This is a genomic window from Bacillus sp. FJAT-27251 (genome assembly GCF_001273925.1).
Classification (GTDB): domain Bacteria; phylum Bacillota; class Bacilli; order Bacillales; family Cytobacillaceae; genus Mesobacillus_B.
This window is the reverse complement of record NZ_LIGG01000001.1, coordinates 3,429,322-3,452,917: the sequence shown is the minus strand read 5'-3', so window position 1 is coordinate 3,452,917 and position 23,596 is coordinate 3,429,322. Positions and strand designations below refer to the sequence as shown.

The 23,596-nt window shown below is 44.2% G+C and carries 24 protein-coding genes, 1 tRNA gene and 1 riboswitch; of the genes, 6 read left to right on the top strand and 19 right to left on the bottom strand.

What is annotated here, in order from left to right; translation table 11 throughout:
* Positions 1–96: 96 nt before the first annotated feature.
* From thiE to thiM, 3 genes are read right to left on the bottom strand one after another with little or no spacing between them, the layout of a single operon-like run.
* Positions 97–762, bottom strand: a complete 666-nt coding sequence (gene thiE / locus ADU22_RS16100) for a thiamine phosphate synthase (protein WP_053363064.1) — start codon at positions 760–762, stop codon at positions 97–99.
* A gap of 51 nt (positions 763–813) precedes the next feature.
* Positions 814–1,626, bottom strand: coding sequence for a bifunctional hydroxymethylpyrimidine kinase/phosphomethylpyrimidine kinase (gene thiD, locus ADU22_RS16095; RefSeq protein ID WP_053363063.1), 813 nt, complete (start codon positions 1,624–1,626; stop codon positions 814–816).
* A complete protein-coding gene (gene thiM / locus ADU22_RS16090) occupies positions 1,613–2,434 on the bottom strand; it encodes a hydroxyethylthiazole kinase (RefSeq protein WP_053363062.1) in 822 nt (273 codons plus the stop codon). The genes thiD and thiM overlap by 14 nt, the downstream gene beginning before the upstream one ends.
* A gap of 71 nt (positions 2,435–2,505) precedes the next feature.
* A riboswitch (TPP riboswitch) is annotated at positions 2,506–2,610 on the bottom strand.
* A gap of 137 nt (positions 2,611–2,747) precedes the next feature.
* Between thiM and ADU22_RS16085 the strand changes: the two genes are divergently transcribed.
* The gene (locus tag ADU22_RS16085; RefSeq protein ID WP_053363061.1) at positions 2,748–4,433 is read left to right on the top strand and encodes a glycosyl hydrolase family 28-related protein; all 1,686 of its coding nucleotides are present in this window, start codon (positions 2,748–2,750) and stop codon (positions 4,431–4,433) included.
* Between the two features lie 39 nt (positions 4,434–4,472).
* Here the strand turns inward: ADU22_RS16085 and ADU22_RS16080 are convergent, their stop codons facing one another.
* The 3 genes from ADU22_RS16080 to ADU22_RS16070 form a co-directional block, all read right to left on the bottom strand.
* Positions 4,473–5,282 carry an AAC(3) family N-acetyltransferase gene (locus ADU22_RS16080; protein WP_053363060.1) on the bottom strand — a complete coding sequence of 270 codons (810 nt, stop codon included), beginning with the start codon at positions 5,280–5,282 and terminating at the stop codon, positions 4,473–4,475.
* 76 nt (positions 5,283–5,358) lie between these two features.
* The gene (locus ADU22_RS16075; RefSeq protein WP_053363059.1) at positions 5,359–5,589 is read right to left on the bottom strand and encodes a hypothetical protein; all 231 of its coding nucleotides are present in this window, start codon (positions 5,587–5,589) and stop codon (positions 5,359–5,361) included.
* Positions 5,590–5,609: 20 nt separating this feature from the next.
* A complete protein-coding gene (locus ADU22_RS16070; RefSeq protein ID WP_053363058.1) occupies positions 5,610–6,653 on the bottom strand; it encodes an FUSC family protein in 1,044 nt (347 codons plus the stop codon).
* A 245-nt stretch (positions 6,654–6,898) separates the two neighbouring features.
* Here ADU22_RS16070 and ADU22_RS16065 point away from each other — a divergent pair, with 245 nt between their 5' ends.
* A complete protein-coding gene (locus ADU22_RS16065) occupies positions 6,899–7,135 on the top strand; it encodes a helix-turn-helix domain-containing protein (RefSeq protein WP_046523228.1) in 237 nt (78 codons plus the stop codon).
* Between the two features lie 186 nt (positions 7,136–7,321).
* On the opposite strand, the gene sigH is transcribed toward ADU22_RS16065, so the two are convergent.
* Positions 7,322–7,972 carry an RNA polymerase sporulation sigma factor SigH gene (sigH, locus tag ADU22_RS16060; RefSeq protein WP_286132282.1) on the bottom strand — a complete coding sequence of 217 codons (651 nt, stop codon included), beginning with the start codon at positions 7,970–7,972 and terminating at the stop codon, positions 7,322–7,324.
* 474 nt (positions 7,973–8,446) lie between these two features.
* Between sigH and ADU22_RS16055 the strand changes: the two genes are divergently transcribed.
* Positions 8,447–9,265, top strand: a complete 819-nt coding sequence (locus ADU22_RS16055) for a GDSL-type esterase/lipase family protein (RefSeq protein ID WP_053363057.1) — start codon at positions 8,447–8,449, stop codon at positions 9,263–9,265.
* Between the two features lie 128 nt (positions 9,266–9,393).
* On the opposite strand, the gene ADU22_RS16050 is transcribed toward ADU22_RS16055, so the two are convergent.
* From ADU22_RS16050 to ADU22_RS16040, 3 genes are all read right to left on the bottom strand, one after another.
* Positions 9,394–10,464, bottom strand: coding sequence for an NAD(P)-dependent alcohol dehydrogenase (locus ADU22_RS16050; RefSeq protein WP_053363056.1), 1,071 nt, complete (start codon positions 10,462–10,464; stop codon positions 9,394–9,396).
* A gap of 291 nt (positions 10,465–10,755) precedes the next feature.
* Positions 10,756–10,829: transfer RNA gene (locus tag ADU22_RS16045), tRNA-Arg, on the bottom strand.
* Between the two features lie 174 nt (positions 10,830–11,003).
* Positions 11,004–11,780: a carbon-nitrogen family hydrolase gene (locus tag ADU22_RS16040; RefSeq protein ID WP_053363055.1), complete on the bottom strand. Its 777-nt coding sequence runs from the start codon at positions 11,778–11,780 to the stop codon at positions 11,004–11,006.
* Between the two features lie 84 nt (positions 11,781–11,864).
* Here ADU22_RS16040 and ADU22_RS16035 point away from each other — a divergent pair, with 84 nt between their 5' ends.
* On the top strand, positions 11,865–13,028 hold the full coding sequence (locus ADU22_RS16035; RefSeq protein ID WP_053363054.1) for a pyridoxal phosphate-dependent aminotransferase: 1,164 nt from the start codon (positions 11,865–11,867) through the stop codon (positions 13,026–13,028).
* 51 nt (positions 13,029–13,079) lie between these two features.
* Here the strand turns inward: ADU22_RS16035 and ADU22_RS16030 are convergent, their stop codons facing one another.
* From ADU22_RS16030 to ADU22_RS16015, 4 genes are read right to left on the bottom strand one after another with little or no spacing between them, the layout of a single operon-like run.
* Positions 13,080–14,144 carry a GerAB/ArcD/ProY family transporter gene (locus tag ADU22_RS16030; protein WP_231687967.1) on the bottom strand — a complete coding sequence of 355 codons (1,065 nt, stop codon included), beginning with the start codon at positions 14,142–14,144 and terminating at the stop codon, positions 13,080–13,082.
* The gene (locus tag ADU22_RS16025; RefSeq protein WP_053363052.1) at positions 14,144–14,365 is read right to left on the bottom strand and encodes a hypothetical protein; all 222 of its coding nucleotides are present in this window, start codon (positions 14,363–14,365) and stop codon (positions 14,144–14,146) included. The genes ADU22_RS16030 and ADU22_RS16025 overlap by 1 nt, the downstream gene beginning before the upstream one ends.
* 4 nt (positions 14,366–14,369) lie before the next feature.
* Positions 14,370–15,530, bottom strand: coding sequence for a Ger(x)C family spore germination protein (locus tag ADU22_RS16020; RefSeq protein WP_053363051.1), 1,161 nt, complete (start codon positions 15,528–15,530; stop codon positions 14,370–14,372).
* Positions 15,527–17,098: a spore germination protein gene (locus ADU22_RS16015; RefSeq protein WP_082253019.1), complete on the bottom strand. Its 1,572-nt coding sequence runs from the start codon at positions 17,096–17,098 to the stop codon at positions 15,527–15,529. Before ADU22_RS16015 ends, ADU22_RS16020 begins: the two co-directional genes overlap by 4 nt.
* A gap of 234 nt (positions 17,099–17,332) precedes the next feature.
* Here ADU22_RS16015 and ADU22_RS16010 point away from each other — a divergent pair, with 234 nt between their 5' ends.
* Positions 17,333–18,073 (top strand): YwaF family protein, encoded by a 741-nt coding sequence (locus ADU22_RS16010; RefSeq protein ID WP_053363049.1) that lies wholly within the window; start codon positions 17,333–17,335, stop codon positions 18,071–18,073.
* Between the two features lie 41 nt (positions 18,074–18,114).
* Here the strand turns inward: ADU22_RS16010 and ADU22_RS16005 are convergent, their stop codons facing one another.
* The 5 genes from ADU22_RS16005 to ADU22_RS15985 form a co-directional block, all read right to left on the bottom strand.
* Entirely contained in the window at positions 18,115–18,483 is a 369-nt protein-coding gene (locus ADU22_RS16005) for a hypothetical protein (RefSeq protein WP_053363048.1), read from the bottom strand.
* Between the two features lie 86 nt (positions 18,484–18,569).
* Positions 18,570–19,052: a hypothetical protein gene (locus tag ADU22_RS16000; RefSeq protein WP_053363047.1), complete on the bottom strand. Its 483-nt coding sequence runs from the start codon at positions 19,050–19,052 to the stop codon at positions 18,570–18,572.
* Between the two features lie 176 nt (positions 19,053–19,228).
* Positions 19,229–20,086 (bottom strand): MBL fold metallo-hydrolase, encoded by an 858-nt coding sequence (locus tag ADU22_RS15995; protein WP_053363046.1) that lies wholly within the window; start codon positions 20,084–20,086, stop codon positions 19,229–19,231.
* Between the two features lie 209 nt (positions 20,087–20,295).
* Positions 20,296–21,177, bottom strand: a complete 882-nt coding sequence (locus tag ADU22_RS15990; protein ID WP_053363045.1) for a metallophosphoesterase — start codon at positions 21,175–21,177, stop codon at positions 20,296–20,298.
* A 350-nt stretch (positions 21,178–21,527) separates the two neighbouring features.
* A complete protein-coding gene (locus tag ADU22_RS15985) occupies positions 21,528–22,340 on the bottom strand; it encodes a hypothetical protein (RefSeq protein ID WP_053363044.1) in 813 nt (270 codons plus the stop codon).
* 206 nt (positions 22,341–22,546) lie between these two features.
* Here ADU22_RS15985 and ADU22_RS15980 point away from each other — a divergent pair, with 206 nt between their 5' ends.
* The gene (locus tag ADU22_RS15980) at positions 22,547–23,578 is read left to right on the top strand and encodes an STAS domain-containing protein (RefSeq protein WP_053363043.1); all 1,032 of its coding nucleotides are present in this window, start codon (positions 22,547–22,549) and stop codon (positions 23,576–23,578) included.
* The last annotated feature ends 18 nt before the right edge of the window (positions 23,579–23,596 follow it).

The window sequence follows — 23,596 nt, the reverse complement described above, 5'->3', positions numbered from 1 at the left end:
AACTTGTCCTTGCCAGCTTTTTAAAACTAAAATAAAAGCAAAAAACTCGTCAATTGACGAGTTTTTTGCTGTTTTAATAAATCTGTAATTGAAACTTTACTTCATGTTCCCATGGAAGACCGCTTCTTTTAAAAGTCTGGCCTCTTCCTGGATTTGAGGGGCATGCGTAAGGGCTGTAATGACTGAAACACCATCTGCACCTGCTTCCATTACAGCAGCAGCATTGCCGGGAACAATTCCGCCAATTCCCACAATCGGATTCACATATTTTGCATCCCTTAATTCCCGGATAAAAGCCCCTCCCCTTGCAGGTTTGGCATCGCTTTTGGTTGTTGTTGCAAAAATAGGCCCTATACCAAAATAATCTGCTCCACTGCGGATCGCGTGCTCAGCTTCTTTTAGGTCATGAACCGAGACGCCGAGAATTTTGTTTCCGATCCTTTTCCGGACAAGCGCTGCATTTTCGTCTTCCTGTCCAATATGCACTCCGTCTGCATCCACTTCAAGTGCCAGGTCAATGTCATCGTTCACAATAAACGGCATCGCATGCTCATGGCAGATTGATCTAAGTCTCCTTGCCAGCTGCAATTTCTCGTTCCCTTGCAGGGCGCCCTCCCCCTTCTCCCTGTACTGGAACATGGTTATGCCCCCCGAAATGGCTTCGGTTAAAACTTCAGCGGGGTCTTTGCGGCAATTTGCACTTCCCATAATAAAATAAACCTTCAACATATCCTTTAGTTTATTGCTGTCTATCCGTCCCACATGCATTCACTCCTTTTTCCTTGGCCAAGCAGGAACATCCTTTAAATCTTTTTATCTATTAAGCTTCATATTCTGGTTGTAAGCCCAATGGTTCGTTGGACCATGCCCGCTGCCAATGTTCAGGTCTTCCTCAATTGCAGCCTGTATAAATGTTTTTGCCGTCGCCGCAGCCTCATGGATGCTTGCCCCCTTGGCAAGTTCGGCAGTTATGGCAGCTGAGAAAGTGCAGCCTGTTCCATGGGTGTTCTTTGTTGCAATTCTCCTGCTTTGAAGAGTAGAGAACGCATTTCCATCAAAAAGAAGGTCTATGGCTTGATGCCGATCTTCCTCATGGCCGCCTTTGATCAGGACATATTTCACACCCATTCCATGGAGCCTTCTGGCCGCTTCTTTCTTGTCTTCCTCTGATTTAATGCTTATTCCTGTAAGCACTTCCGCCTCTGGTATATTGGGGGTCAGAACCATCGCCAGCGGCAAAAGTTCTTGTTTGAGTGCAACGACGGCCTGCTGCTGAAGAAGGGAGGCCCCTCCTTTGGCAATCATGACTGGGTCCACGACAAGCTTTTCCCATTTAAATTCACGGATCATTCGGGCGACAGCTGTAATGATCTCTGCGCTGAAAAGCATTCCTGTTTTTAAGGAATCAATCTTCAGGTCACTGCCTACCGAATGGATTTGTTTTACGACCTGATCCGGGTTTAATGGAAATACATCTTGTACCCCCATAGTATTCTGTGCAGTCACGGCAGTTAAGGCACTAGTTCCGAAGACACCAAGCTCCTGGAAGGTTTTTAAATCCGCCTGAATGCCCGCACCGCCCCCGCTGTCTGATCCTGCTATTGTTAAAGACTTATAGACTTTCATGTTTCCCGCCCCCATTCCTTATTACTGCCTTTTCATTTATGTCTTTTGAAGATACAAGAGACAATGAGTTAAGAAGCTGAACTTGAAAGGTGCCGGGACCTTCTCCTCCGGCTATCCCTGCTGCTCTTTCAGCAGCCACTCCATAAAAAGCCAACGCGGCGGCAGCAGCATTAATAAAATTATTATCAACCGCCAAAAAAGCACCAATGACGGAAGATAGCAGGCAGCCGGCGCCAGTAACCTTGGTTAGCAGAGAATGGCCATTTTTAATGAGATAAACTCTATTGCCGTCCGTAACAACATCTTCCTTTCCTGTTATTACTACCACACTTTTAAATTGCTTAGCGGCCATTATCCCCAGTTCTACCAGATCCCCTTTTCCTAAACCTCCGTCAACACCTTTAATGTCCCAGTTCCTGCCGGCTACGTTTGCAATTTCAGCCGCATTTCCCCTGACCACAGCAATTTTGAGATTTTCGATCAGCTTTTTGGCAGTGGCCGTACGGTATGCTGTAGCTCCTGCCCCAACCGGATCAAGCACCACAGGGACGTTATGTTCGTTTGCTGCTTTTCCAGCAATAATCATCGACTCCACAACAGCTTCATCCAAGGTCCCGATATTGAGCACGAGTGCTCCCGCGAGCCCCGCCATTTCTCCCGCTTCCTCAGGGGCATAAGCCATTACTGGTGATGCCCCCATCGCCAATAGACCATTTGCGGTAAAATTCGTGACGACCACATTTGTAATATTATGTACCAATGGATTTGTACTTCTCACTTGTTCCAGAATAGCTCCTGCTTCCAACATTCTGCTTCCTCCTCCTAAAACGCCAAAAAAGCCAGACCCTGATTGGACCTGGCTTAGATAGCAAAAATAAACTCCATTTTTGACTACTTTCCTACGCTGGCATCACCCAGATCAGGTCCGAAGGGTTGGAACCTTATTCCTCTCAGCCTGTTTCATAGGCACCCCTAGTAGTGTTCATATTATTTTTAAGATTATCATAGCCATAAAATAGCTGTCTGTAAAGGATTTCATTTGACCCACCAGGCCCAAGGATGGATTATTTGTTTAAAGACAGGGAAAGTACTGTATAGTCTAGCGCAAAGGATGTGACTGTATGCTTTATTTGGATCACAGGCATGACCCCGGGAGAAATTCCCAATTAATCGAAAAATACTCTTATAAAAAAGTAAATATAGAAGAAGCCTTGATGGAAACAGACAAAATTTTCATGGAGATGCTCAACAACCCAGCACCTCTGCCTATACATACTCCCTCGCCTTCTCTGACTGACATGATAAAAAAGACTGGGGCAAGGGTGGCCAGTGTCTTTCTGAGCAGGGCATCCCGTAAAGTACGTCACGGCAAAACGGTTATAAACCACGCTGGCAAAGCCTGCCCTGATTGGAAAAGCAGGCTTGACGATGAATACAGGAATCTTGAGCAGGAAATTGAACGGGAAGTGAATGTGGCTGATTTCGGGGCTGTTGGGGATGGCCTTACTGATAACACGGAAGCATTTAAAAAGGCCATTGGCAAGGGACGGGTAAAAGTATACGTGCCCGAGGGGCATTATGTCACGAAAGGAATCAGACTTCCTTCCTGGACTATTTTTTCGGGTTCAGGTAAAGGGAAAACAGTTATAAAGCTGAGTGATAAAGCTGCAAAAGGCATGCGGTTGGTGACCAACTCCCACCACTGGCGCGGAAATCACCATATTGCCGTAAGAGAGATGAGTCTTGACTGGAATGTCGAGAGACTTGGTGAAACCAGGAAAACTAGTACATGGGGCAATCATTCCAGTTGTCTCGCCTATGCCAATGTAACCTATGGATGGGTAACAAATGTGGAAGGAATCAATCCTGGATTGCACTGTTTTGACATTACTTCAACCTTTTATGATTACAGCGGGGATGGCCACAGGGCGCGCCGCGGAAGTGAATATGTCTGGATTGACCAATGCACAGGCTATGGCTTTGGAGACGATGGGATTACCACCCACCATAGCGACAATATTTTTATTTCGAATTGCCATATGTGTGATCCGAGCGGAAGGGCACACCAAAAAGGCTTTTCCAACTCAAATGGAATTGAAGTGGACGACGGGTCAAGTAATGTTTGGCTTGTCAACAACTCCACGTCCCGATGTTTCGGAGGAGTGGAAATCAAGGCTCACCACAATTCCTCCGCTGGGAATAACGTCCAGATTATCGGCCATCTTTCGGTCCATGACAACCGCAGCTACAACTTTCGCCATATTGGCCACCATAAAAACACCGAACCTGATTCAAAGACGGCTTATAATATCCGTGCAACCAACCTTGTCTCGATTGCTCCCAGATATACGGAGTTGTATGAAGGGTCACCACCTAGAGGCATGGTAGTTTCTGCTTACCGGAATGTAGTGGTCAACCATTTTACCTTGATAGGGGATCCTTACTATGATTACAAAGGACAGCCGGTCATCGCCATCCAGTATAAGGCAAGAAATGTTTGCATAAACCAAGTTGCCATTCGGGATTTCCACCAGGCTGGAACCGATATAAAGATTTATGGGGGCAAACAGCATCCTGATTATGTTCAGCTTAACAACATCACCATAGAGGATTCAGCTTCAAAAGCCATTGACATAGGCAAAGGAGCAAAGCATGTATCCTTGCTGAACCTGAAGGCCTATTCCAGGAAAGGAAAGTATGGCGTTAAAGCGGCCGATTCTCCAGAAATGCTTGAATCTCTAACAGTAAATGGTTATGAAACACCTCTTATAATTGGCAGTAGGCCTAAAAAAATAAATAAGCTTTAAACCAAGCCCCGCCAGCTTTGACTGCAGCGGGGCTTCCCGTTATTTCTTATGGCCATTATGTATTCTCAGCCAGTCCGCCGCAAATTCCACCAGCGGGCGCATCAAGGTTATTTTCGTATCAGCCTGTCCAAGTTTTCCTTTCTGTATGTCCCCCGTAAAGCTCTTTACGATCTCGGGGAAAATGTCGGAATCCATAACCATGCATTCATAGGTTTCCCAGCGGCGCACTCCGTTTGCCAATAGTGCCGCTCCCTGGGGTAATGTGGTTTTCGTTTCCTGTACAGACTCTGAATAATGAAGGGCTGTGCACACGTCAAAGTCAACGCCGATCAGTATGATTTTCACATTACTTTTCATCATTTTGCCCAGTGGCGACCCTTTGCCGAATGAATCTTCAAGAGGATGATCCTTCATCCACTCTCCTGCATGCCTGCCCCATGCCATGAATGAATGTGCGGGATGCATGCTCCTGATGGTTGCAGGATGTCGATGGAAACACTCCGCAATCTTCCCCATTCCTCTCAGCGGCGTTAGATGAGGGTCAAATGCCGGCCATTCTTTTCGGATAGGGTCATGCCACTCCTCCGGAACAGGCGGCATCATCCAATAAGATGGTTCGGAGTTATCGGCGGATTGGGCAGGCATAACCACGGTGCCCTCCGAAGTAACACATTCCATCAATGCCTCGACGATTGCCTGCGGTCCGCCGGCAACCCAGCCCATCGCCTTCATGGATGCATGGACCATAATATGGTCACCTGCTTTTATACCCAAATTGCCAAGCTGTTCCTTCAGCGTAGCTTTAGATTGAAATTGATGTGTATTTAAAATATGCTGAAGTTCCTTCATCCCAATCCCTCCCTGATTCCACTATACCACAACCCCAGATTGCGAGAGGAAAAACAGAGCCTCATTGAAGCTCTGTTCACCCCTGCATTATGGAGTGTATAAATAATAGGAAAATGACTATTCCCACGGCCATGGACAGGCTCCCTGATCTTTTTTTATCCTCTCTCCAATCTGTCCAGCCCAATAGGAACATTAGGATTGCAAGCATCAACTGGTTCCATAAAACATAAGAGACATCGCCTGTGATCAATGAATAAACGGAAATCCCAATGACAAACAGTCCCAGCAATAATTTGAATGCCAGCATTTGCCCACTCCTCTTCAGCTTCAAACCCCAATTGACGGTGCCCTTTTCCTTCTAATGAACCGTTCGGTCAACTCATTCAGACGTTCCAATTGCAAAGCGTATTCCATGATGGCCGAACCTACCAAAACTTGGTGCATCTTCTGGCTGCTGTCACTTTTACGGGATTGAAGCAAATTCTTGAAAAACTCTTTGTTTCTTTCCCGGTAGACACTCTCTTCCGGAAACTCCTTAACCATCCCATCAAATTTTAAGAGGAGATATTCATGCTCCGCCATCAGCCTCTCAATCTCTCCGTCAAAAAAGACGCGTTCCTGTTGAACCGGGCCGCTTTGAAAATAATGTTCTTCGATAACCTCAAGCAAACTGTCTCCATACTTCAGGCATTTCAATTTCTGTTTAAAGACTACTATTTCCCTGACATCAAGGTGCCTGACCCTTGATATATGCTCTCGTTCTTCATCAAGAAGACCGTACAGTTCTTCCATTTTCGAAATCCTGCCTTTTACCTCATTCCATTGCTGCTGAAACGATTTCTCTGTCAACTCATCCGAGATGGCTGTCCGCAATAGCAAGGATAAAAGCCTCAGTGTTTCTTTTTCCTCGGTCAGGAAGTTCTTTCTGTAATTTGGGGGTGAGACCAGCAGGTTGACGAAAAAGGCGGAGCCCATTCCAACCAGGACAATGACAAATTTGTGGGCTGCCGCGACCAGGCCATTGAACTCCGGCTGGCTCATCATCACAAGGGCAGTCACCAGTGTCAAAGGGATTGTTCCCGCAATTTTCAGCTTCAGGCAGACCAGTATGACGCCGACCATCACCATGCCAATGACAATGGGGCTATTGCCGAATAGATAAATTGCTGCCAAGGCAATCACCGCACCGACCGAGTTCGCCTGGACCTGCTCCAGGACTTGCCTCCATGACCGGTAAAGGGAGGGCTGAATCGTGAAAGTAGCAGCGATGGCAGCGAATAATGGCGGCTCAAGACCAAGCCACTGGGCAATATATATGGCTAGAGTCACAGCCATGCCTGTTTTTAACACTCGGGGACCTAGTGTAACCATTGATAATAACCTCTTTCCTTCATCTTATGTTGACTGGGCTCATGTGGGAACGGAAACTTATACGTGCTCATAAACCATCAAACCTGAATTCGAATAAGTTTATAGAAAGCTAGAATATCGAAGGTTTTTTCATACATTACCCGTATACAGAAATCCAAACGCTATTAGGTTGTTCCTAAAAACACTTTGACAACCTTATAAGTATAAGTTACTTTTATAATAGCTTTTTCTAAAGGAGTGAGCGTATGAACAAAGAAATTATCAAGTTTTTGAGAAAAAGCTATAACCTGAACCAGCGTGATTTTGCCAGAATAGTAAATTGCAGCTTTGCCTTGATTGCCCTTGTCGAGGTAGGTAAACGGAGAGTGACAGAGGATCTTGAAAGGAAAGTGAAAGAAGCCTTTGACCTTGATGAGAGCCAGGTGCAGTCCATCTCGGCCATTATTAAAGGAATTAGCGACGGAGTTCCTCCATTCATGTAACGATCCAATCCTGAAGGCCTTCCTTCCTCGCAATACATAACATTGACTAAGCCTACAAACTTTCCACTTGTATTCGATTCTTTTCAAATTACACGACTCCATATACATCAGTTGAAACGCGGCCATAAAAGAAAGACAGCAGAAAAGTGCTCTTCTACACCTTTCTGCTGTCTTTCTTTTCGCCTGTTAAAGGAGAACTTCCTTTCGCTCCAGATACCTTTCCATCTTGCGCTTGATGCGCTGCAGGGCATTGTCAATCGATTTGACGTGCGTGTTTACATTCCTGGAAATCTCAACGTAGGAATGACCGGCAATATGAAGTTCCAGCACTTTTTTCTCGAGGTCGCTCAGCCTTTCTGCCATCCGCTGTTCCAGATCATACGCTTTTTCCTGGTCAATAATCAGTTGGACGGGGTCCATTTCCGCGGGACCTGTGATGACATCCATCAGGGTATGATTGGATTCATCCTCGTAAATGGGTTTGTTCAGGGAAATGTAGGAATTGAGAGGAGTGTGCTTTTGGCGGGTTGCCGACTTGACAGCGGTAATAATCTGCCTCGTAATGCAGAGTTCTGCAAACGCTTTAAAAGAAGCCAGCTTGTMCACTTTGAAATCACGGATGGCCTTATATAGACCAATCATCCCCTCCTGGACAATATCTTCTTTTTCCCCTCCAATCAAAAAATAACGGCTTGCCTTGGCACGGACAAAGCTGCGGTATTTCTTCATTAAGAATTCCGATGCTTCCCCATCCCCGTTTTGGAATAGCTGGACTAAAATCTCATCATTCATTTCCGCATAATTTGGCATCAGTTTTTCTTTGGTGGCTGCTCTCACACTGTTACCTCCGTCAATATTATAGTTTGATGTTCCAGTCTCTTCCATTACAGGATTGAACATCCAATGTATAAATTAATAGTAAACTACCTTTAACAATAAGGAAATCCAAAAATATCGACGTTTTTTTACATGAATCGTGCCATATATACTTGGCCATGTTGATTATTATGTATGAGCAGATCATAGTTCAGTAGATTTTATTCTTCTTGTCGAATTCTCTTGTACGATTTTTCGAATATTCTAATAATTCATTGTTCCGTTAGTGTAATCTTAACGTTAATTTAATTTTTTCATAAACTCCATCAATTTTCCACCCCTTTTTTCATCTTTATCAATTATTTTTGCCTTTTGAATAATTGATCCGTTTCTTTTGGCTTACTGCATGGTTTTCTTTCCTATACTAGGAAAATAATACCTAGGTATTTACTGATTTTGCCTTGTTATAATAGTGATATGGAGGGGAAGTCTGGATTGAAAGTTTTAAAATATACATTGGCTACATTCGTTCTTATTGGGTCAGGTGCCGCAGCATGGTTTTATTATCCTCAATACCAAATAAACAAGATGAAGGAAGAACTGGTTGAAACAGGCACTGATTACGACCGGCAGACCTACCTGGATTACTTTCGGCAGTCCAGCGACAGTGAAATTCACCACCTTGCACTGGGGGACTCGGTCATTCATGGATTTGGTGCAAATGAAACAGAAAACCTGGTATACAAGTTTTCCAGCCAATTAGGCGTGGAAATCAATAAAACCGTTCATTATAGCAACAAAGGAAAAAATGGGTTGACCAGCTCAGAGTTGAATCGCCTGGTCCAAAATGGGGTATTTGATGAGGAAATTCGGAATTCGGATATCATCACCATCAATATTGGCGGTAACGATGTTCTAAAACTGGCAAAAAAGCAGGACTTTTATACAGCGATCAAATCTTTTGATACTTTGCAATCAAGCTTTGCAAGCAATTTAACTGAAATATCCGCCAAAATAAAAAAACTGAATCCCCATGCAACTATCGTCTTCCTTGAACTGTATAACCCGCTGCCAGTCGACCATCAGATTTATAATCTGGCCGATCAGCTGCTGCCAAAATGGAATCTAAAAATATACGAAGTGGCCCAGCAGGTTCCGGCTTCATTGGTCATAGAAACCACCAGGGTGATCAACAGCCAGAATCCTCAAAACCTTTCAGCGGATGGAGTTCACCCTAATGTCAGCGGCTATGCAGCCATTACGGAACAAATGCTGAACCAATTCAAGAAAGAATATCGAAGACACGCTGTATAAGGCAAGAAACAGGACTGCTCCGGACAGGATCAGTCCATTGTTTTATTTTCACAAAAACCATGCCTTGGCAAGGCATGGTTTGCGCCCAATAGCGTCCCGGGGGTACTTGTAAGCACCTTGAAAAATTATTAATTAATTTTTAAGACAGGTTTAATAACTGAACCATTCTCTGATTCTTCAAAGGCCTTATTTATTTGATCAAATTCATAGAATTTTACCATTCGGTCAAATGGAAATTGTCCCTTCTTATAGTAAGAAATCAATTCTGGAATAAATTTTTGTGGAATTGCATCACCTTGACTGGTTCCTACAATACTGTTTCCTCCTAATGCCAAGGTTTCCAAAGGAATATTAAGACTATAATCAGTAACAACAGTAGCTAGTTTTCCAAAAGTATCCAATGATAGGATTGCTTGTTCAATTACCATATCTACCCCGGTAGTATCAAGTACATTCTGCACTCCTACCCCGGTAATTGCTTTGATTTTTTCTGCAATATCGACATCCTTGCCACTTTTTATAGAAGCTGTGGCGCCCAGCTCTTCAGCTAGTTCTAAGCGATTATCATGGAGATCAATCGCAATAATGTTTTTGCATCCTGCAATTTTAGCAGCCATAATGGCACTTAATCCAACGGCGCCTACTCCAAATACCGCAATAGAACTATCTGCTTCAGGTTTTAGCACATTTAAAACAGTACTTGCTCCTGTTTGTAAACCGCAGCCTAGTGGAGCCGCTAAAGCTAAGTCCATATCCTTATCTATTTTTACAACATTCCTTTGGTTAACAAGTGAGTATGTTGCAAATGAAGATTGTCCAAAGAATCTGGAAACCAATTTATTGGTATCTTTGTCTATATGGCTATTTAAATTAAGTTCAGCATAATATCTGCAATGTGCAGGGTGATTGGCTAAACAATTATCACATTTTCCGCAACTCGCAAATGAGACAACCACATGATCTCCTTTTTGAAGTCCAGTAACTTCAGACCCTATCTTTTCAACAATTCCAGAACCTTCATGACCAAGTACTGCAGGTGGATTGACCATCCCTGTGTCTCTCCCTGAAACATCAGTATGACAAATTCCAGATGCTGTTACTTTTATTAAAACATCTTTTGATTCAAGTTCAGGCAATTCAATGTCAGTAATTTCAAAAGGTTGCCCGGTTTTAGGGGTGACTGCAGCTTTTATTTTCATAATTGAATTCTCTCCTTATGTAAAATTTGTATCTGCTTTCTAATGGCTCTCGATTGTTTTTGCATCACTAGCAGACCTTCTCTCTAACTCCGTTTCCCCTTCCGTATAAAAATAAACTTTCAATTCGTTTTCAAAAAAAGAGGCAAAAGAGGCAGTTTTGCAGATGGAATTTTATAAAAAGGGATTGTTTTAATTTCTTTAAAAACTAAAAAAAGCTCCAAACCCTTATAAATTAATAAGGATTTGAAGCATCTTCACCTTGTTCAGACTTCTTCCATCTGAACCCTTTGACGTCCCAGGAGAGATTCGAACTCCCGACCTACAGTTTAGGAAACTGTTGCTCTATCCTGCTGAGCTACTGGGACATTATTTTTAACGACTCATTTATTATATGATAAACCTCCCGCAATTACAAGCGAAAAAATAAAAAAAGAAGCAAACTTTTTTTAAGTCCGCTCCTTTTCTTTTAAAGCTATTTTTTTCGGTAAATTGCTGCAAAAGCCTTTTTCATAAACATAGAGACTCTCTTATTCACCCAATTAATACAAATCCGTACGGCGGTCCTGGAAAACAGGAATCATTTTCCGCACAGCTTCCACCTGTTTCAAGTCAAGTTCAGCATAAAAGATTCCTTCTCCGGTTTGCTGGCTCAGGAGGACTTCCCCCCACGGGGCAACCACCATGGAATGTCCATTGAACTTGTTGTTCGGGTCATCGCCTGTTCGGTTGACACCCACAATGAAGCACTGGTTCTCAATCGCTCTCGCCTGGAGAAGCAGCTGCCAGTGATCAATTCGCGCTGCTGGCCATTCGGCAGGAATGAACATGATATGTGCGCCATGCAGCGTATGGGCACGAATCCATTCTGGAAAGCGCAAATCATAACAAATTMCCCCGCCGCATGAGATTCCGTCCAGATCAAATATATTCATTTTTTGGCCCGCGTTCAAAAAATGATGCTCGTCCATCAGCTTAAACAGATGCGCTTTATCATACTCGGTGACAATTTCTCCTGTACGGCTGGCCACATACATTGTGTTATAAAAGCCATCTTTTTTCTTAGTCGCCACCGAGCCCCCAACGATATTCACTTGATATGTTCCCGCAAGCTTGGAAAAAAGCTCTTTCGTTTGACTGCCATCCTTATCGGCCAATTCCTCCAGCTTTTCGAGTGCATAGCCCGCATTCCACATTTCCGGGAGGACAACGACATCAGCATTGGCATTAGCCGCTTCTTCAATATATTTTTTGACCGCCGCAAAATTCTTTTCCGGCTCCCCGAATGCTATATCCATTTGTACACATGCAATTTTCATTTTCATCGCCACCTCTAGACATTTCTACTTAAAGATTATAGAATTTGTACTATTATCGCAATACTTTTCATAAAGGTGGATGACATGGAGCACTCAGAACGATTAAAAAAACTGCCAGTTCAATTCTTTGCCAGCCTGGTAAATAAAGTGAGCAAAGCCTTAAGTGAGGGGCGGGATGTTATCAATCTCGGACAGGGAAATCCCGATCAGCCGACCCCTCCCCATATCGTAAAAGCCCTGCAGACAGCTGCAGAAGACCCTCAGACTCACAAATATTCCCCTTTCCGCGGGATAGGGGAACTGAAAGAAGCAGCAGCGGAGTTTTATGAAAAACAATACGGTGTCGAAGTGGACCCCGACAAGAAAGTTGCCATTCTATTTGGCACCAAGGCCGGCTTGGTCGAACTGCCGATGTGTCTCATGAACGATGGTGAATTAATGCTGCTTCCTGACCCGGGGTATCCCGATTATTTATCCGGAACAGTATTGGCCAATGTTGAATACGCAACATTCCCGTTAAAAGCGGAAAATAAATTCCTGCCGGATTTCAATGCCATTCCAGCAGCCCAGCTTGAGCAGGCCAAAATGCTATATTTGAATTACCCCAATAATCCAACAGGAGCGACCGCAGACCTTGCGTTGTTTGAAGAAGCAGTCGCACTGGCCAAGCAGCATGACTTCGTGATTCTTCATGATTTTGCATACGGTGCCATTGGCTTTGGAGGCAAAAAGCCCGTTTCTTTCCTTGAGGCTGAGGGCGCCATGGATGTAGGGGTAGAGATGTACACCTTATCCAAGACCTATAATATGGCTGGCTGGCGAGTGGGCTTTGCCGTCGGAAATCCTGTCATCATTGAAGCTCTTAACCTCCTCCAGGACCATTTGTACTGCAGCCTGTTCCCCGCCGTCCAAAGAGCGGCGGCAGCAGCGCTCACCGGTGACCAAGCTTGTGTTGACGAACTCGTTGCCCGCTATCAGGGGCGCCGGGATACCCTGGTGAAAGCCTGCCAAAGCATTGGCTGGAACGTTGAGGCCCCGGACGGGTCTTTCTTTGCCTGGCTTCCGGTTCCTGACGGATTTACAAGCGAACAATTTGCCGATTATCTGCTTGAAAAAGCGGATGTAGCAGTTGCGGCCGGAAACGGTTTTGGCGAATATGGCGAAGGTTATGTACGGGTTGGTTTGCTTGTGGATGAAGAGCGGCTCACGGAAGCGGTCCAAAGAATTGGAAAGCTTAACCTATTCTAAGGGATAACGTCTTAATACAGATAAAATAGGCGGACAGCCAGTGCTGTCCGCCTATGAAAATTTCCTTCGCAACAAAAATAGGAATCCTATTAATAACTGTATCCCCAGCCCCAACCCAGCCCAGGTATAAAACGAAAAATGAAAATGTTCCATATTGTTGTGGAACATTAATATCGATAAAAGTCCGAGGGTGAGCCCCAGCGGAATGATGATGACATTTATATCCTGATCCCTTCCACCTGTTAAGCAGCGATTTACCATATACAGGTCAAGGGCAATCTTGCTCATAAAAGTTGGAATCCAAACAGTCACAATAATTAGATCCAATCTATCCAGGAAATCGGTGAGGTTGATCTGCTGCACCATTTGATGTGCTGGATAGGTAGAAGCGGCGACAATGTCCACACCAAGCACGGAGATCATGAGTGCCAGTAAAATTGACAGCAGACCCATTCCAACTGCGAAACCTTTCAGAGCGGCCCTTCTAGCTTTTTTCACATTATTCACATTGCCCAGCAAAAGAAGGATAAAAACACCTTCCCCAATCCAGGAGAACAGAACAAACGACGACTTGGAAAGGCCCATCATGAAGGTTGATGTGAAAACCGGCTGGAAATTGGCAAGGTTGATTTCATTAAGCAGCATGAAGGGAAGGAAAATGACAATTGCTGCCAAAAGTGTAAAGTGGATCGCCGTGACCCTCGTAATCACTTCCAGCCCCGAACCTGCAACATAAATAATTATTAAAGTTGCCAGGATTGACAGCACATCAATAGGGGTGGTCGGAAGCAGAACAGTGGCCACAAAATCCACCAATCCCCTGACATCCCTAATAAACGTGAAAGCGAATAAAACCCCAAATGCAATCAAAAATGCCTTTTCGATGATGCTTCGCTTTCCCGCAAGAAACTTCTTTGAGAATTTTGCCAGTTGCTCGGTCCCCCCGATAATCAGTGATATAAAAACAGCCATAAAAATAAAACCCGGCAATGGAGCCATCCAGGAGTTTTGGTTCGCCAGTTCTGCCAGTGACTGTGGCAGACTGATAAGGGTTCCTGTAAAAATAAAATTGGCTACGAGAAACGACAATTGGTAGGGTGCAATCTTTACAGGCATCAACTCAGTGCCCTCTTTACCGTTGCACCAATCGTCTGGTTCATAGCATGAACAATAAAGCCCAAATCTGCTTGGACTGTAACCATGATGGTTAATGCTACAGTGAACAGGACAAACATGTAGAGAAATAGCCTTTTCCGCTGGCTAAAGGGTTTCCTTTTCATAATGCTGCGCACATAGATAGCCAGTATTACAGCAACGAAAACAGTCCCGGTACCCACCCTATCACTCCTTACTCTTAAGTCCTATATTGGTCATCCGCTGAATGTCACCCTCCACATTCACTGTTACTTCCAAATCCTTCAGCCTCTCACGCCAGTCTTTCTGCCACTCCTTCTCCCAGGATCTGTTATGGTTCCTGTACAGATAATAACCAAAGCCCACAACATCGCTTCCTTCCGCATGGGCATGCTTCAGGAGGGCTGTAATCTGTTTTTTTACCGCTTTCTCAAATTCCTGGATCATTTTTTGATAGGATTCTGCATGCTCAAGGTTCACATATGGCTCATTTTCCATTAAGATGCCCGTAGTATTTACCGTTATTGTAAATGAAGGCCTGCCTCTTACCATCTTCATTTTTTTCCTCATATTCCCCTGGATAATTTTCAAACTGATTTCCCCTTCATTTTTGTATGGAAATGTAATACTTTTATCCCGCATCTTGTTCCTGATCCACAACACTCCCCCTGATTCTTCTTCATTGGTTGTGAACCTGACCTTATCATCCTTTAAAACAGCAAAACGGTTCATCAGCATTTTTGACGAAGTCTCGGTTTTAATATGTGTGCTTCCTTTTTCGACGACAGGGATGATTGGTTCGAGCCCTGGACTTTGCATTTCCTGAAGGACATCATTAGCGTTGACCCCGATGCTGTTTTTTGCCATTTCCCTTATCGCTTCGCCCGGGAGCTTTTCAAACTGTGACGGAGTGTTTAGCATTTCACTCGCTTTTCCCTTTGACATCAACAGGAAGGTGGAAAGCCTGGATTGGGGCTCAATCAGGATCAGGTTCAAGATCTCTTTCATTCCTGCCTTGGCCAAATCCTCACCGATAACAACCACCCTCCGGTGTGCGAAGTAAAGGTTGCGGGACATCCTCTGCTGAAGGTTCATGTTGCTCTCGCGAACATTTCTTCCTTCCGCCCCATCGACAAAATAAGGGCTTGCACCGGAAGTTCCGCCTCCGCCTCCGCTTGAGCCGGCTCCCCCCATCGCGCTGATCAAAGGAACCTGTACAGAAGACACAATGGTTCCCGGTTCACTTCCCTTATCAAATCCAGTGGCAATGACGAACGCCATATCATTGATTTCCCTGCGGTCCCAGCAGGAAGTTAACAAGAATGTTAATGCTGTGAGCAGAATCAGAATAAATGTCCGCCTTTTCATGTACTGCCTCCCTCAACCCCTCTGTTTTTCGCGTCGGGTTTGGATGGTTTAGCATGCTTTTTTTGCCTCCTCACATCCCCGTCAACCATTTGGGATGGACGTTTGTCCATCTCCCACCAGGGAGCACGGATAAAGACATCCTTGAGTTCCCGAAGATTGATTGGTGCCAGCGGGGCAAAATAAGGGACGCCAAACGACCGAAGCTTTACAAGATGTGTAAGTAAAAAAGTAGTTCCCAGTACAATTCCGTACAGCCCAAACATACCAGCAAGGATCATCAGGGGAAACCGGAGCAAGCGAATGGAAATCGCCATATTGAAACGTGGAATCGTAAAGGATGCAATCCCCGTCATCGATACAATAATAACCATGGGCGCCGATACAATCCCCGCTTCAACCGCCGCCTGGCCGATTACCAGGGCCCCAAGGATGCTGACTGCCTGGCCGACAAGTTTTGGAAGCCTGATGCCGGCCTCGCGCAAAGCCTCAAAGGAAACTTCCATTATAAGCGCTTCCACAAATGCAGGAAATGGAATGGCTTCCCTGCTGGCTGCTACGCTGAATAGCAGATTGGTAGGAATCATCTCCTGGTGGTAGGTGGTGACAGCCACATAAATGGCCGGAAGCAGCAGGGCAACAAAAATAAAGGTCATCCGCAATATTCGAAGAAAAACCGAGATATGAAACCGATGGTAATAATCCTCGCTCGCCTGCATAAATTGCCAGAATGTCGCTGGTAGAATCAAGGCGAAAGGTGTTCCATCCACAATAATGCCGACCCGCCCCTCCAGCAGGTTTCCTGCAAGTGTGTCCGGCCGTTCGGTGTTCTGTATTTGCGGAAAAATGCTCCACGTATCATCTTCAATCAGTTCTTCGACATAACCGCTCTCAAGGATGCCGTCAATTTTAATTTCGTCGATTCGCTTCTCAACTTCTTCCAGGAGCTCCGGCCGGGCCAGTCCCTCAATATATACAATCGCGATGCCTGTCTGTGTTTCCTCTCCCACTGTCTTTGAAAGAACCTTTAACCGGTTCGATCTGATTTTATGGCGGAGAAGCGAAGTATTGACTCTTAAGCTTTCAGTGAAACCTTCACGCGGGCCGCGGATGGCTGTCTCTGTCTCTGGTTCGGACACACTTCTGCGTGCCCCTCCTTTAGCGTCAACAATAAAGGCTGCATCCAGGCCATCAATCAGTACCCCTGTATTACCGCCCAGGATTTGTTTGACCAGTTCATCAAGCTTTTCTGTATCATTGACCGTACCTGCCGAAATGAGCCTGTCTTTAACCCGGTCGACGGTAAAATGCTCTCCCTCTGCTTCTTCCAGCTGTTCCAGCACATGGAACTGAAGAGTATTTGAGTCTACTAAACCATCCACAAACACCATATAGGCACGCTGGGAGCCTGCCTTGAACATACGGAAGACGATGTCGGTGCAATCCTTGAACAACTCTTTTAAAATGTCGGTATTGGCATCCAGTTCCGCCGAAATTGGACGTTCCGTATTATCAGTATGAAGTCCTGCTTTTTTTGCTGATTTCCGTTTGTTAAGCTTCATGTTAATCATGGCCCCATTTGTTTGGTACTTCCCGGGCAACCGGGAACCTGTTTAAGTAGCTCATACAGGTTTAACCATACTTTGCCCCATTAATTACAAATTTAGTAAATATTTCTCTCCTTCATTATTAGACAAACAACGAGCAGAGTCCCGCCTGCTCGTTGTTAATATGTTCTATAATAAAGGTATAATGGTTGAAGGGACTCATGATAAAAAATTCTGCAGTGAAATGGAGGAACAGAGGTGAACTGGTTTAGCGGCAGCAATGAAAAATATATATTCGAAATGTACTCCGCCAGCCATCTGGCCGTCCTCGCCCTATTTCTTTTGATTTCAGCTCTCCTTTACTTTTCACATGCAAAGCTGAGAAAACGCCAGCTGCGAATCCTGGAATTGCTGGCAGCAGGCACATTGTTTCTATTTGAACTTGGATTTCATTTGTGGCTGGCCGCAACAGGAAACTGGAATGCCAGCGATTCATTTCCTCTTGAACTATGCAGCATCAGCCTTATCCTCACCATAATCCTGCTGATCACCAAAAACAGGCTGGTTTATGAACTGCTCTTATTCACAGCGCTGCTCGGAGCATCCCAGGCTCTGTTGACGCCATTATTATATTTCGATTTTCCACATTTCCGTTTTTTTCATTTCTTCTATACCCATATGATGATGATTTGGGCAGTTTTATATTTTACCTGGGTGAAAGGCTTTAGGCCGACCATTTGGTCTGTTTATAGAGTGGTTATTTTCCTGAACATCCTGCTTCCTTTCGTCATGCTCATTAACAAATTGGTGGACGGTAATTACATGTTCCTAAGCCACAAACCAGAAACAGCCAGCCTCCTTGATTTTCTGGGACCTTACCCATGGTATATATTATCCCTTGAAGGATTGGTCATTGTCTTCAGCCTTTTGATTTGGATTGTATTCAAGGGGAGAACCGAAACGTCGGGGAGGAAAAGTGCTGGAGAACGTACAAAATAATGGAGAAAGTTTAAATGAACAAGAATCCTTGCCAGACCTGTCTATTGAGCCTCTATTCCAGATAAACTCGCGAACAATTCGATATCATGCTCCAATGTATAAATTCGCCCGCTAAATAGAAACAAATCCTCTTGGTTTTGGCTGATATACTCCGCTATATGTCTGAGTGCATAATTAAAACGGTCCAGCAGCATTTTGGTTTCGCGCTGCTCGCATACATACTGGTTTAGCCGCAGCAGTTCATTGGCCACACCTATAAAGTTGAATTCTTCCATTAGCATCTTGAGTCTGAAATGCTTATCCCGGTTTGGCATAAGATGCGGTTTTGCTGTGTAGCTATAATGAACAAACTGAGCAAATTCTTTCATATGACTGGCAATCATTATTGTTTTCTGTCTCTCCAATTCCATTCGATTTCCCTCCTTTTTTGATAAAATATGTGCATGGTCCGTTATTATTCATCAAAAGAAAAAAGCTGTTCGTCATGAACAGCCTATCAATCTTTCATTTCCTCGTCATATGTATATTCCCTGTAAGAATAGCAGAATAACTTACGCTCCACACGCCCTCTTTCACTGGTTAAATTGTACCAGGACTGCGCGATGTAAAACGGATTCGTCAAGAGCCTTTCCACAATATAGGACATCAGGCTTTCCGTCTTGTCCTTCTCAATATTTTCCCTGCAGGAGAAAGCAAGCACAAAATACAGCTGTTGATCTTCCAGCTCTAGCAGTTCCAAATGGTATAGATCATGATGCTTTTGGTTAAAATCCTCAAGAATCTTCTCGATGCTTTTCAGAGGATCAATGTTGAATTTTTCTGCTTGTGCCCAAGTCTTAATCACCGGTTGATAAATTGTAAGTGTAAGGATATAGTGCCCGGCAAATTCCCTTGGATCAAAGGCTTTTTTACCAACCTTGTTTTCTTCTTCAGGGATGACAATATATTTTTTGTAGTCAGCAAAAAAGCTTTTACTCATATTCCTACCCCTTCTTCCTGGCGGTCCTTTATCTGTATTATCTACAAACTTATTCAACAGAGGAGCCGCAAAACCCTGTCTCTTTTTCAAATTTCCTCATTTTTCCCTATGGTTTTTCCAATTGGATGGTTGGGCTTTTCATAATCAAAAAGCATCAGCCAGGCTGATGCCCTTGATCATTGACTATCTTTCTTAACATATTTCCCATACTTAGGTATGGCAACCCTGTCGAATTCATGCGAAAGTTTTTGGAGGTTCACAGCAAGCTTTTGCCCCGACATTGGCAGGCCATGTCCCGTCACTGCTACTGCAGGATTCAATGCTTCCAGTTTTTTAACAGACTCCCAAGCTGCCGGCCAATCATGTGTCAAATACCTTGGAGGACCACTGATTTCCTGTTCCTGGGTTATAACCTTGTAGAGGGATTCCTGCTTTACTGTAACAAATGCATCTCCCGCAATTAATGCGCGATCTTCCTCCCTGAAAAATGACACATGTCCTGGCGTATGACCTGGAGTGTGAACCCAGCGGAAGCCCGGCATCCCTGGCACAGTGCGGTCATCTGGCAGCTTCTGTACATGGTTGCCGATATCAATGGCCTCATTCGGAAACAACGGCGACATTTTTGCCACCATCCCGCCCTCTACGGTAGGGTCCGGATCCGGATAATTCATTTGTCCGGTTAAAAAAGGAATCTCAAGTTCATGAGCATACACGGGGACGTTCCAATGGTTGAGCAATTCAACTAGTGCGCCCACATGATCAAAGTGGCCGTGGGTTAAAATGATTGCTTTTGGCACCGCGTCAGAGCCAAACCGTTCCTCTGCCAAAGCCACAATATCCTCAAAGCTTCCAGGCATACCGGCATCAACGAGAACGAAATCTTTAGTGCCGGGCTTGCCGACCAGGAAGAGATTTACAATCTGTATCGTATGGCTGTATAGATCAGGAAGGACCTCTACCCCTGTCCCGCTGTTTTCTGAAGTTGCAGGAATGAATTTATAGTCACTTCCGTATGACATGTCCTTTTCCATTTGATAACCTCACTTTCAAAAGTTGCACTGTTACAAAGTGTAGTTCCGTCCACTTCGAATGTAATCCTAATTTTCATTAGCCACGCTAATTTTAGGCCTCTAAGTTCTAATTCCCACTTTCCAACTATATAAGCTTGCCAATGCCATGATTTACCCAGGTAAAATTATGCAAAAAAAGTCCCGCTGAATACACAGCGGAACAGTTTCCTTCATTCTTGTTGGGCAAATTCCAGATTAATAATGAATACCTCTGACCTGCTGCCGAGCCTTAATGGCGGGCCCCAAGTTCCAAACCCTGAGGAAACAAGGGTGTGAAGGTCCCCTTTTTGAAGGTAGCCCCAATCGTTTTCATAAATCTTCCCTGTTATTAAATGGGCAGGTGCAAGCTGGCCACGGTGGGTGTGACCTGCAAGTAAAAGGTCAATCCCATTTGCTGCAGCAATGTCAAAATCATAAGGTTGATGATCCATCATCAGAATAGGCTTTGTGTGATCCAGATCCTGAACCAGGCGATCCACAGCTGCCCTTTGGCCGTCTGTTTTGTCTTTCCTTCCCACCACATAAAACTGGTCATCAACAAGCACACTCTGGTCCATCAAAACAACGGCACCCGCCTCTTCCATTTCTTCGGCCATTATCTCCAAGTCATTGCCGTAATAGTCATGGTTTCCCGGAATAACATAAACACCAAGAGGCGCTTTTATTTTTGCCATGATTTCGCCCATACCTTGCTCCATGAACGGTTCGATATGATCATCAATAATATCACCAGGCAAGAGGACGACATCCGGCTGCTCTTTTTCTACAATATCAACAAGGCGCTGCAGGTGCTTAACTCCAACAATCTCCCCTAAATGAATATCCGAAGCCATAAGGACTTTTAGATTGTCCAAATCTGATGCTTTGTCTATCTTTATATCGACTTCACGCACAATAGGGCTCCAGGCATTAAACGAGCCGTAGGCCAGGACGAACAAAAAAAAGGCAAACAAGCCTAGGCCAACCCAATAAACGGCCGCTCTTTTTTTTATAAAATAAATAACAAGGTTTGCCACCGGCAGCAGCAGCAGGCTATATCCCAGGATGGCCATCCAAAAGCCCCCAACCCATTTTAGCGGCTGAAAGCTGATAAATTGCCCAAGGAATATGGAGGATGACAGGAACGTCATTATCCCAATATAAAACCACTTGTTGAGGCGCCATGGCGTCAGCTTTAGCCAGACCCAAAAATTGTATCCGATATAAATGCAGATAGCGCAATATAGCAGAATAAAGAATATAATTCCCAGTATCGCCAGTATTGACATAGTTGATTACCTTTCCGGATTCGTTAATGTTTGCTCCATTATTTTAATCCTTGCGTTTAAATCTCTCAAATAATTACGCCTAAAATCCGAAAAGGTTCCATTTTTTTAATACCGGCTAATGTCCTATTTATCATCTAGTGCTGAGTGGATAAAAGTTTCTCCTCGAGCCTTTTTCTAAGCGAATTGAATTCCTCCCTGCCATGAGTATACGACAAACCGCGCTGTATCGATTCTTTGGCATCATCCAGATAATTTGCTTTCAGTTGGGCATCGGCAAGGGTGTACCAATAGAACCAGGCATCCATGTACTTAATCTTATCAATATGATATTTTTCCACCTTTGGGTAGTATTTCTTGTACTGCTCTTCATTGAAATTCATCTGACGGCCATCCCAGGCCAGCACCTCAACGAGAAAGGCATCGCAGCAATACCGTTCCCATAGTGCCAGACTGGTGCTGTTGTCTGTTTGCACCAACTCCAGCTTATGAAAATAACGAGGTTCCATTATACCGTCCAGTGTATTGTTGTTCCACTTGAATACTTCTATCTTGCTGCCTGCAGATGCGCCTTGCCCCCATCCGATGATGTATTCCGGCAGGCCGTCGCCTGTAAGGTCAGCCATCCCGGAAAATTCGATATCCAAGCCATCCTCTGTCTTTTCAAACACCTTCTTCCATTGGCTGTTTTCACTTTTCAAGACAGCCATATGCAGTTTTTTCACGTGCTCTTTTAACCTATAGGTTGCTACTATCTCCATGTGGCCATCATGGTCAAAGTCATATACCTGGATAGAGTGGGCGCCTGCAGGCTGATTTGGCTTTATCAAGTCAGCTTCCATGGGAATGAATTCCCTTACAATATCATGGTAGGTATCAATATGAGCCTCAGCAAAGGCACGATTCTGAAAGCAAACAGTCAGAAAAAGAAGCAGCAGTACTTTCGGCAAATAACTCTCCCCTTTACAAACCATATTTCTCATTATTTTCCCCTTTTTATATTCTGTTTATGAATTACCTAGAATTCTACTGGTCTGACTTGGTTTTAATTTTACAACTTGGATTAACTATGATATTAATAAATTGTAGAGTATTAGTAAAAAAGTAAAAAAATAGAATTATTGCAGGGCTATTTAGATGACCTGAAGGGAGCGGCATGGAATCGGATATGACTAGATACGAAATAGATGTCAACGGTTCACTGTTTGAATGGGATTTGGAGCAAGGATCCGTTCATTTTGAAAACGATGAAGTTCTCATGCTCTGGCTAAACACCACGTTTAAAACATTTTTGGATGCAATCGATGAAATTTCCGGAGAAAAAGCGGCAAAGCTGGTAATGGAGATTGCAGGCTACCGGACCGGAAGGATTGTCAGCAGTTATAATCTTGAAAAAATCGGTAAAGTGGATAGAATTCTTGAAGAATTGCCAAACATATATTTAACCGCCGGCTGGGGAATTGTTGACGTTGTTTCATTTTCATATGAAAGGCGTACAGCTGTAGCACGATTCAGGAATACCTGGGAATACAAGGTCAAGCTGTCGCAAAAGAAAAAGGAAGATGGAACTTTTATTCCAGGGCATTTTGCGGGGGTCTTCAGCGGACTATTTGGCGCAAATATCTGGTACAGGCTGAAGAAAAGCCAAGCCCTTGGAGACGATTATACAGAATACGAATTTTATCCTTCCGACATAACCCCAACCTTGAATGTGAAGGCAATGATCAAGGAACAGGCTGAAGAAGCACAGCGGGAATTGGAAGTAAATATTGCAAAGCGAACAAAGGTGCTTTCTGACCTTATTAAAGAAATATCCTCACCCATCATACCGGTTATTGATTCCATCCTGGTTATCCCCCTAGTAGGCACATATGACGAAACAAGAGCAGAGGAACTGATAAATAGAACCTTAATCAATTTGCCAAAATACAAAGCGGACTTCTTAATTCTTGATTTAACTGGTATAAAGAACGTTGACGGGTACACCCTGGAATTCCTCAAGAAATTTGTCCTGGCAGCAAGATTGCTGGGGACTGCCTGCCTGTTTGTCGGCATTTCGTCCAAACTAAGCATGCAGATCACAGAAAATGGATATAATTTGAGCGGCATTCCGTGCTTTTCACAGCTTCAGCAGGGAGTTACATACGCACTGGATCAAATGGGATTGCATATCACCAAAAAAGATTAAAAAAAACCAGCTCTGATT

Excerpts from the sequence above, each read along its gene's own strand:
- ADU22_RS16085 (WP_053363061.1), top strand. The coding sequence starts at position 2,748 with ATGCTTTATTTGGATCACAGGCATGACCCCGGGAGAAATTCCCAATTA.
- ADU22_RS16075 (WP_053363059.1), bottom strand. The coding sequence starts at position 5,589 with ATGCTGGCATTCAAATTATTGCTGGGACTGTTTGTCATTGGGATTTCC.
- thiM (WP_053363062.1), bottom strand. The coding sequence starts at position 2,434 with ATGTTGGAAGCAGGAGCTATTCTGGAACAAGTGAGAAGTACAAATCCA.
- ADU22_RS16020 (WP_053363051.1), bottom strand. The coding sequence starts at position 15,530 with ATGAAAAGGCGGACATTTATTCTGATTCTGCTCACAGCATTAACATTC.
- ADU22_RS16000 (WP_053363047.1), bottom strand. The coding sequence starts at position 19,052 with ATGAGTAAAAGCTTTTTTGCTGACTACAAAAAATATATTGTCATCCCT.
- ADU22_RS16070 (WP_053363058.1), bottom strand. The coding sequence starts at position 6,653 with ATGGTTACACTAGGTCCCCGAGTGTTAAAAACAGGCATGGCTGTGACT.
- thiD (WP_053363063.1), bottom strand. The coding sequence starts at position 1,626 with ATGAAAGTCTATAAGTCTTTAACAATAGCAGGATCAGACAGCGGGGGC.
- ADU22_RS15990 (WP_053363045.1), bottom strand. The coding sequence starts at position 21,177 with ATGGCCATCCTGGGATATAGCCTGCTGCTGCTGCCGGTGGCAAACCTT.
- ADU22_RS16035 (WP_053363054.1), top strand. The coding sequence starts at position 11,865 with ATGGAGCACTCAGAACGATTAAAAAAACTGCCAGTTCAATTCTTTGCC.
- ADU22_RS16015 (WP_082253019.1), bottom strand. The coding sequence starts at position 17,098 with ATGATTAACATGAAGCTTAACAAACGGAAATCAGCAAAAAAAGCAGGA.
- ADU22_RS16050 (WP_053363056.1), bottom strand. The coding sequence starts at position 10,464 with ATGAAAATAAAAGCTGCAGTCACCCCTAAAACCGGGCAACCTTTTGAA.
- ADU22_RS16030 (WP_231687967.1), bottom strand. The coding sequence starts at position 14,144 with ATGCCTGTAAAGATTGCACCCTACCAATTGTCGTTTCTCGTAGCCAAT.
- ADU22_RS16065 (WP_046523228.1), top strand. The coding sequence starts at position 6,899 with ATGAACAAAGAAATTATCAAGTTTTTGAGAAAAAGCTATAACCTGAAC.
- ADU22_RS16080 (WP_053363060.1), bottom strand. The coding sequence starts at position 5,282 with ATGAAGGAACTTCAGCATATTTTAAATACACATCAATTTCAATCTAAA.
- ADU22_RS15980 (WP_053363043.1), top strand. The coding sequence starts at position 22,547 with ATGGAATCGGATATGACTAGATACGAAATAGATGTCAACGGTTCACTG.
- ADU22_RS15995 (WP_053363046.1), bottom strand. The coding sequence starts at position 20,086 with ATGGAAAAGGACATGTCATACGGAAGTGACTATAAATTCATTCCTGCA.
- ADU22_RS16005 (WP_053363048.1), bottom strand. The coding sequence starts at position 18,483 with ATGGAATTGGAGAGACAGAAAACAATAATGATTGCCAGTCATATGAAA.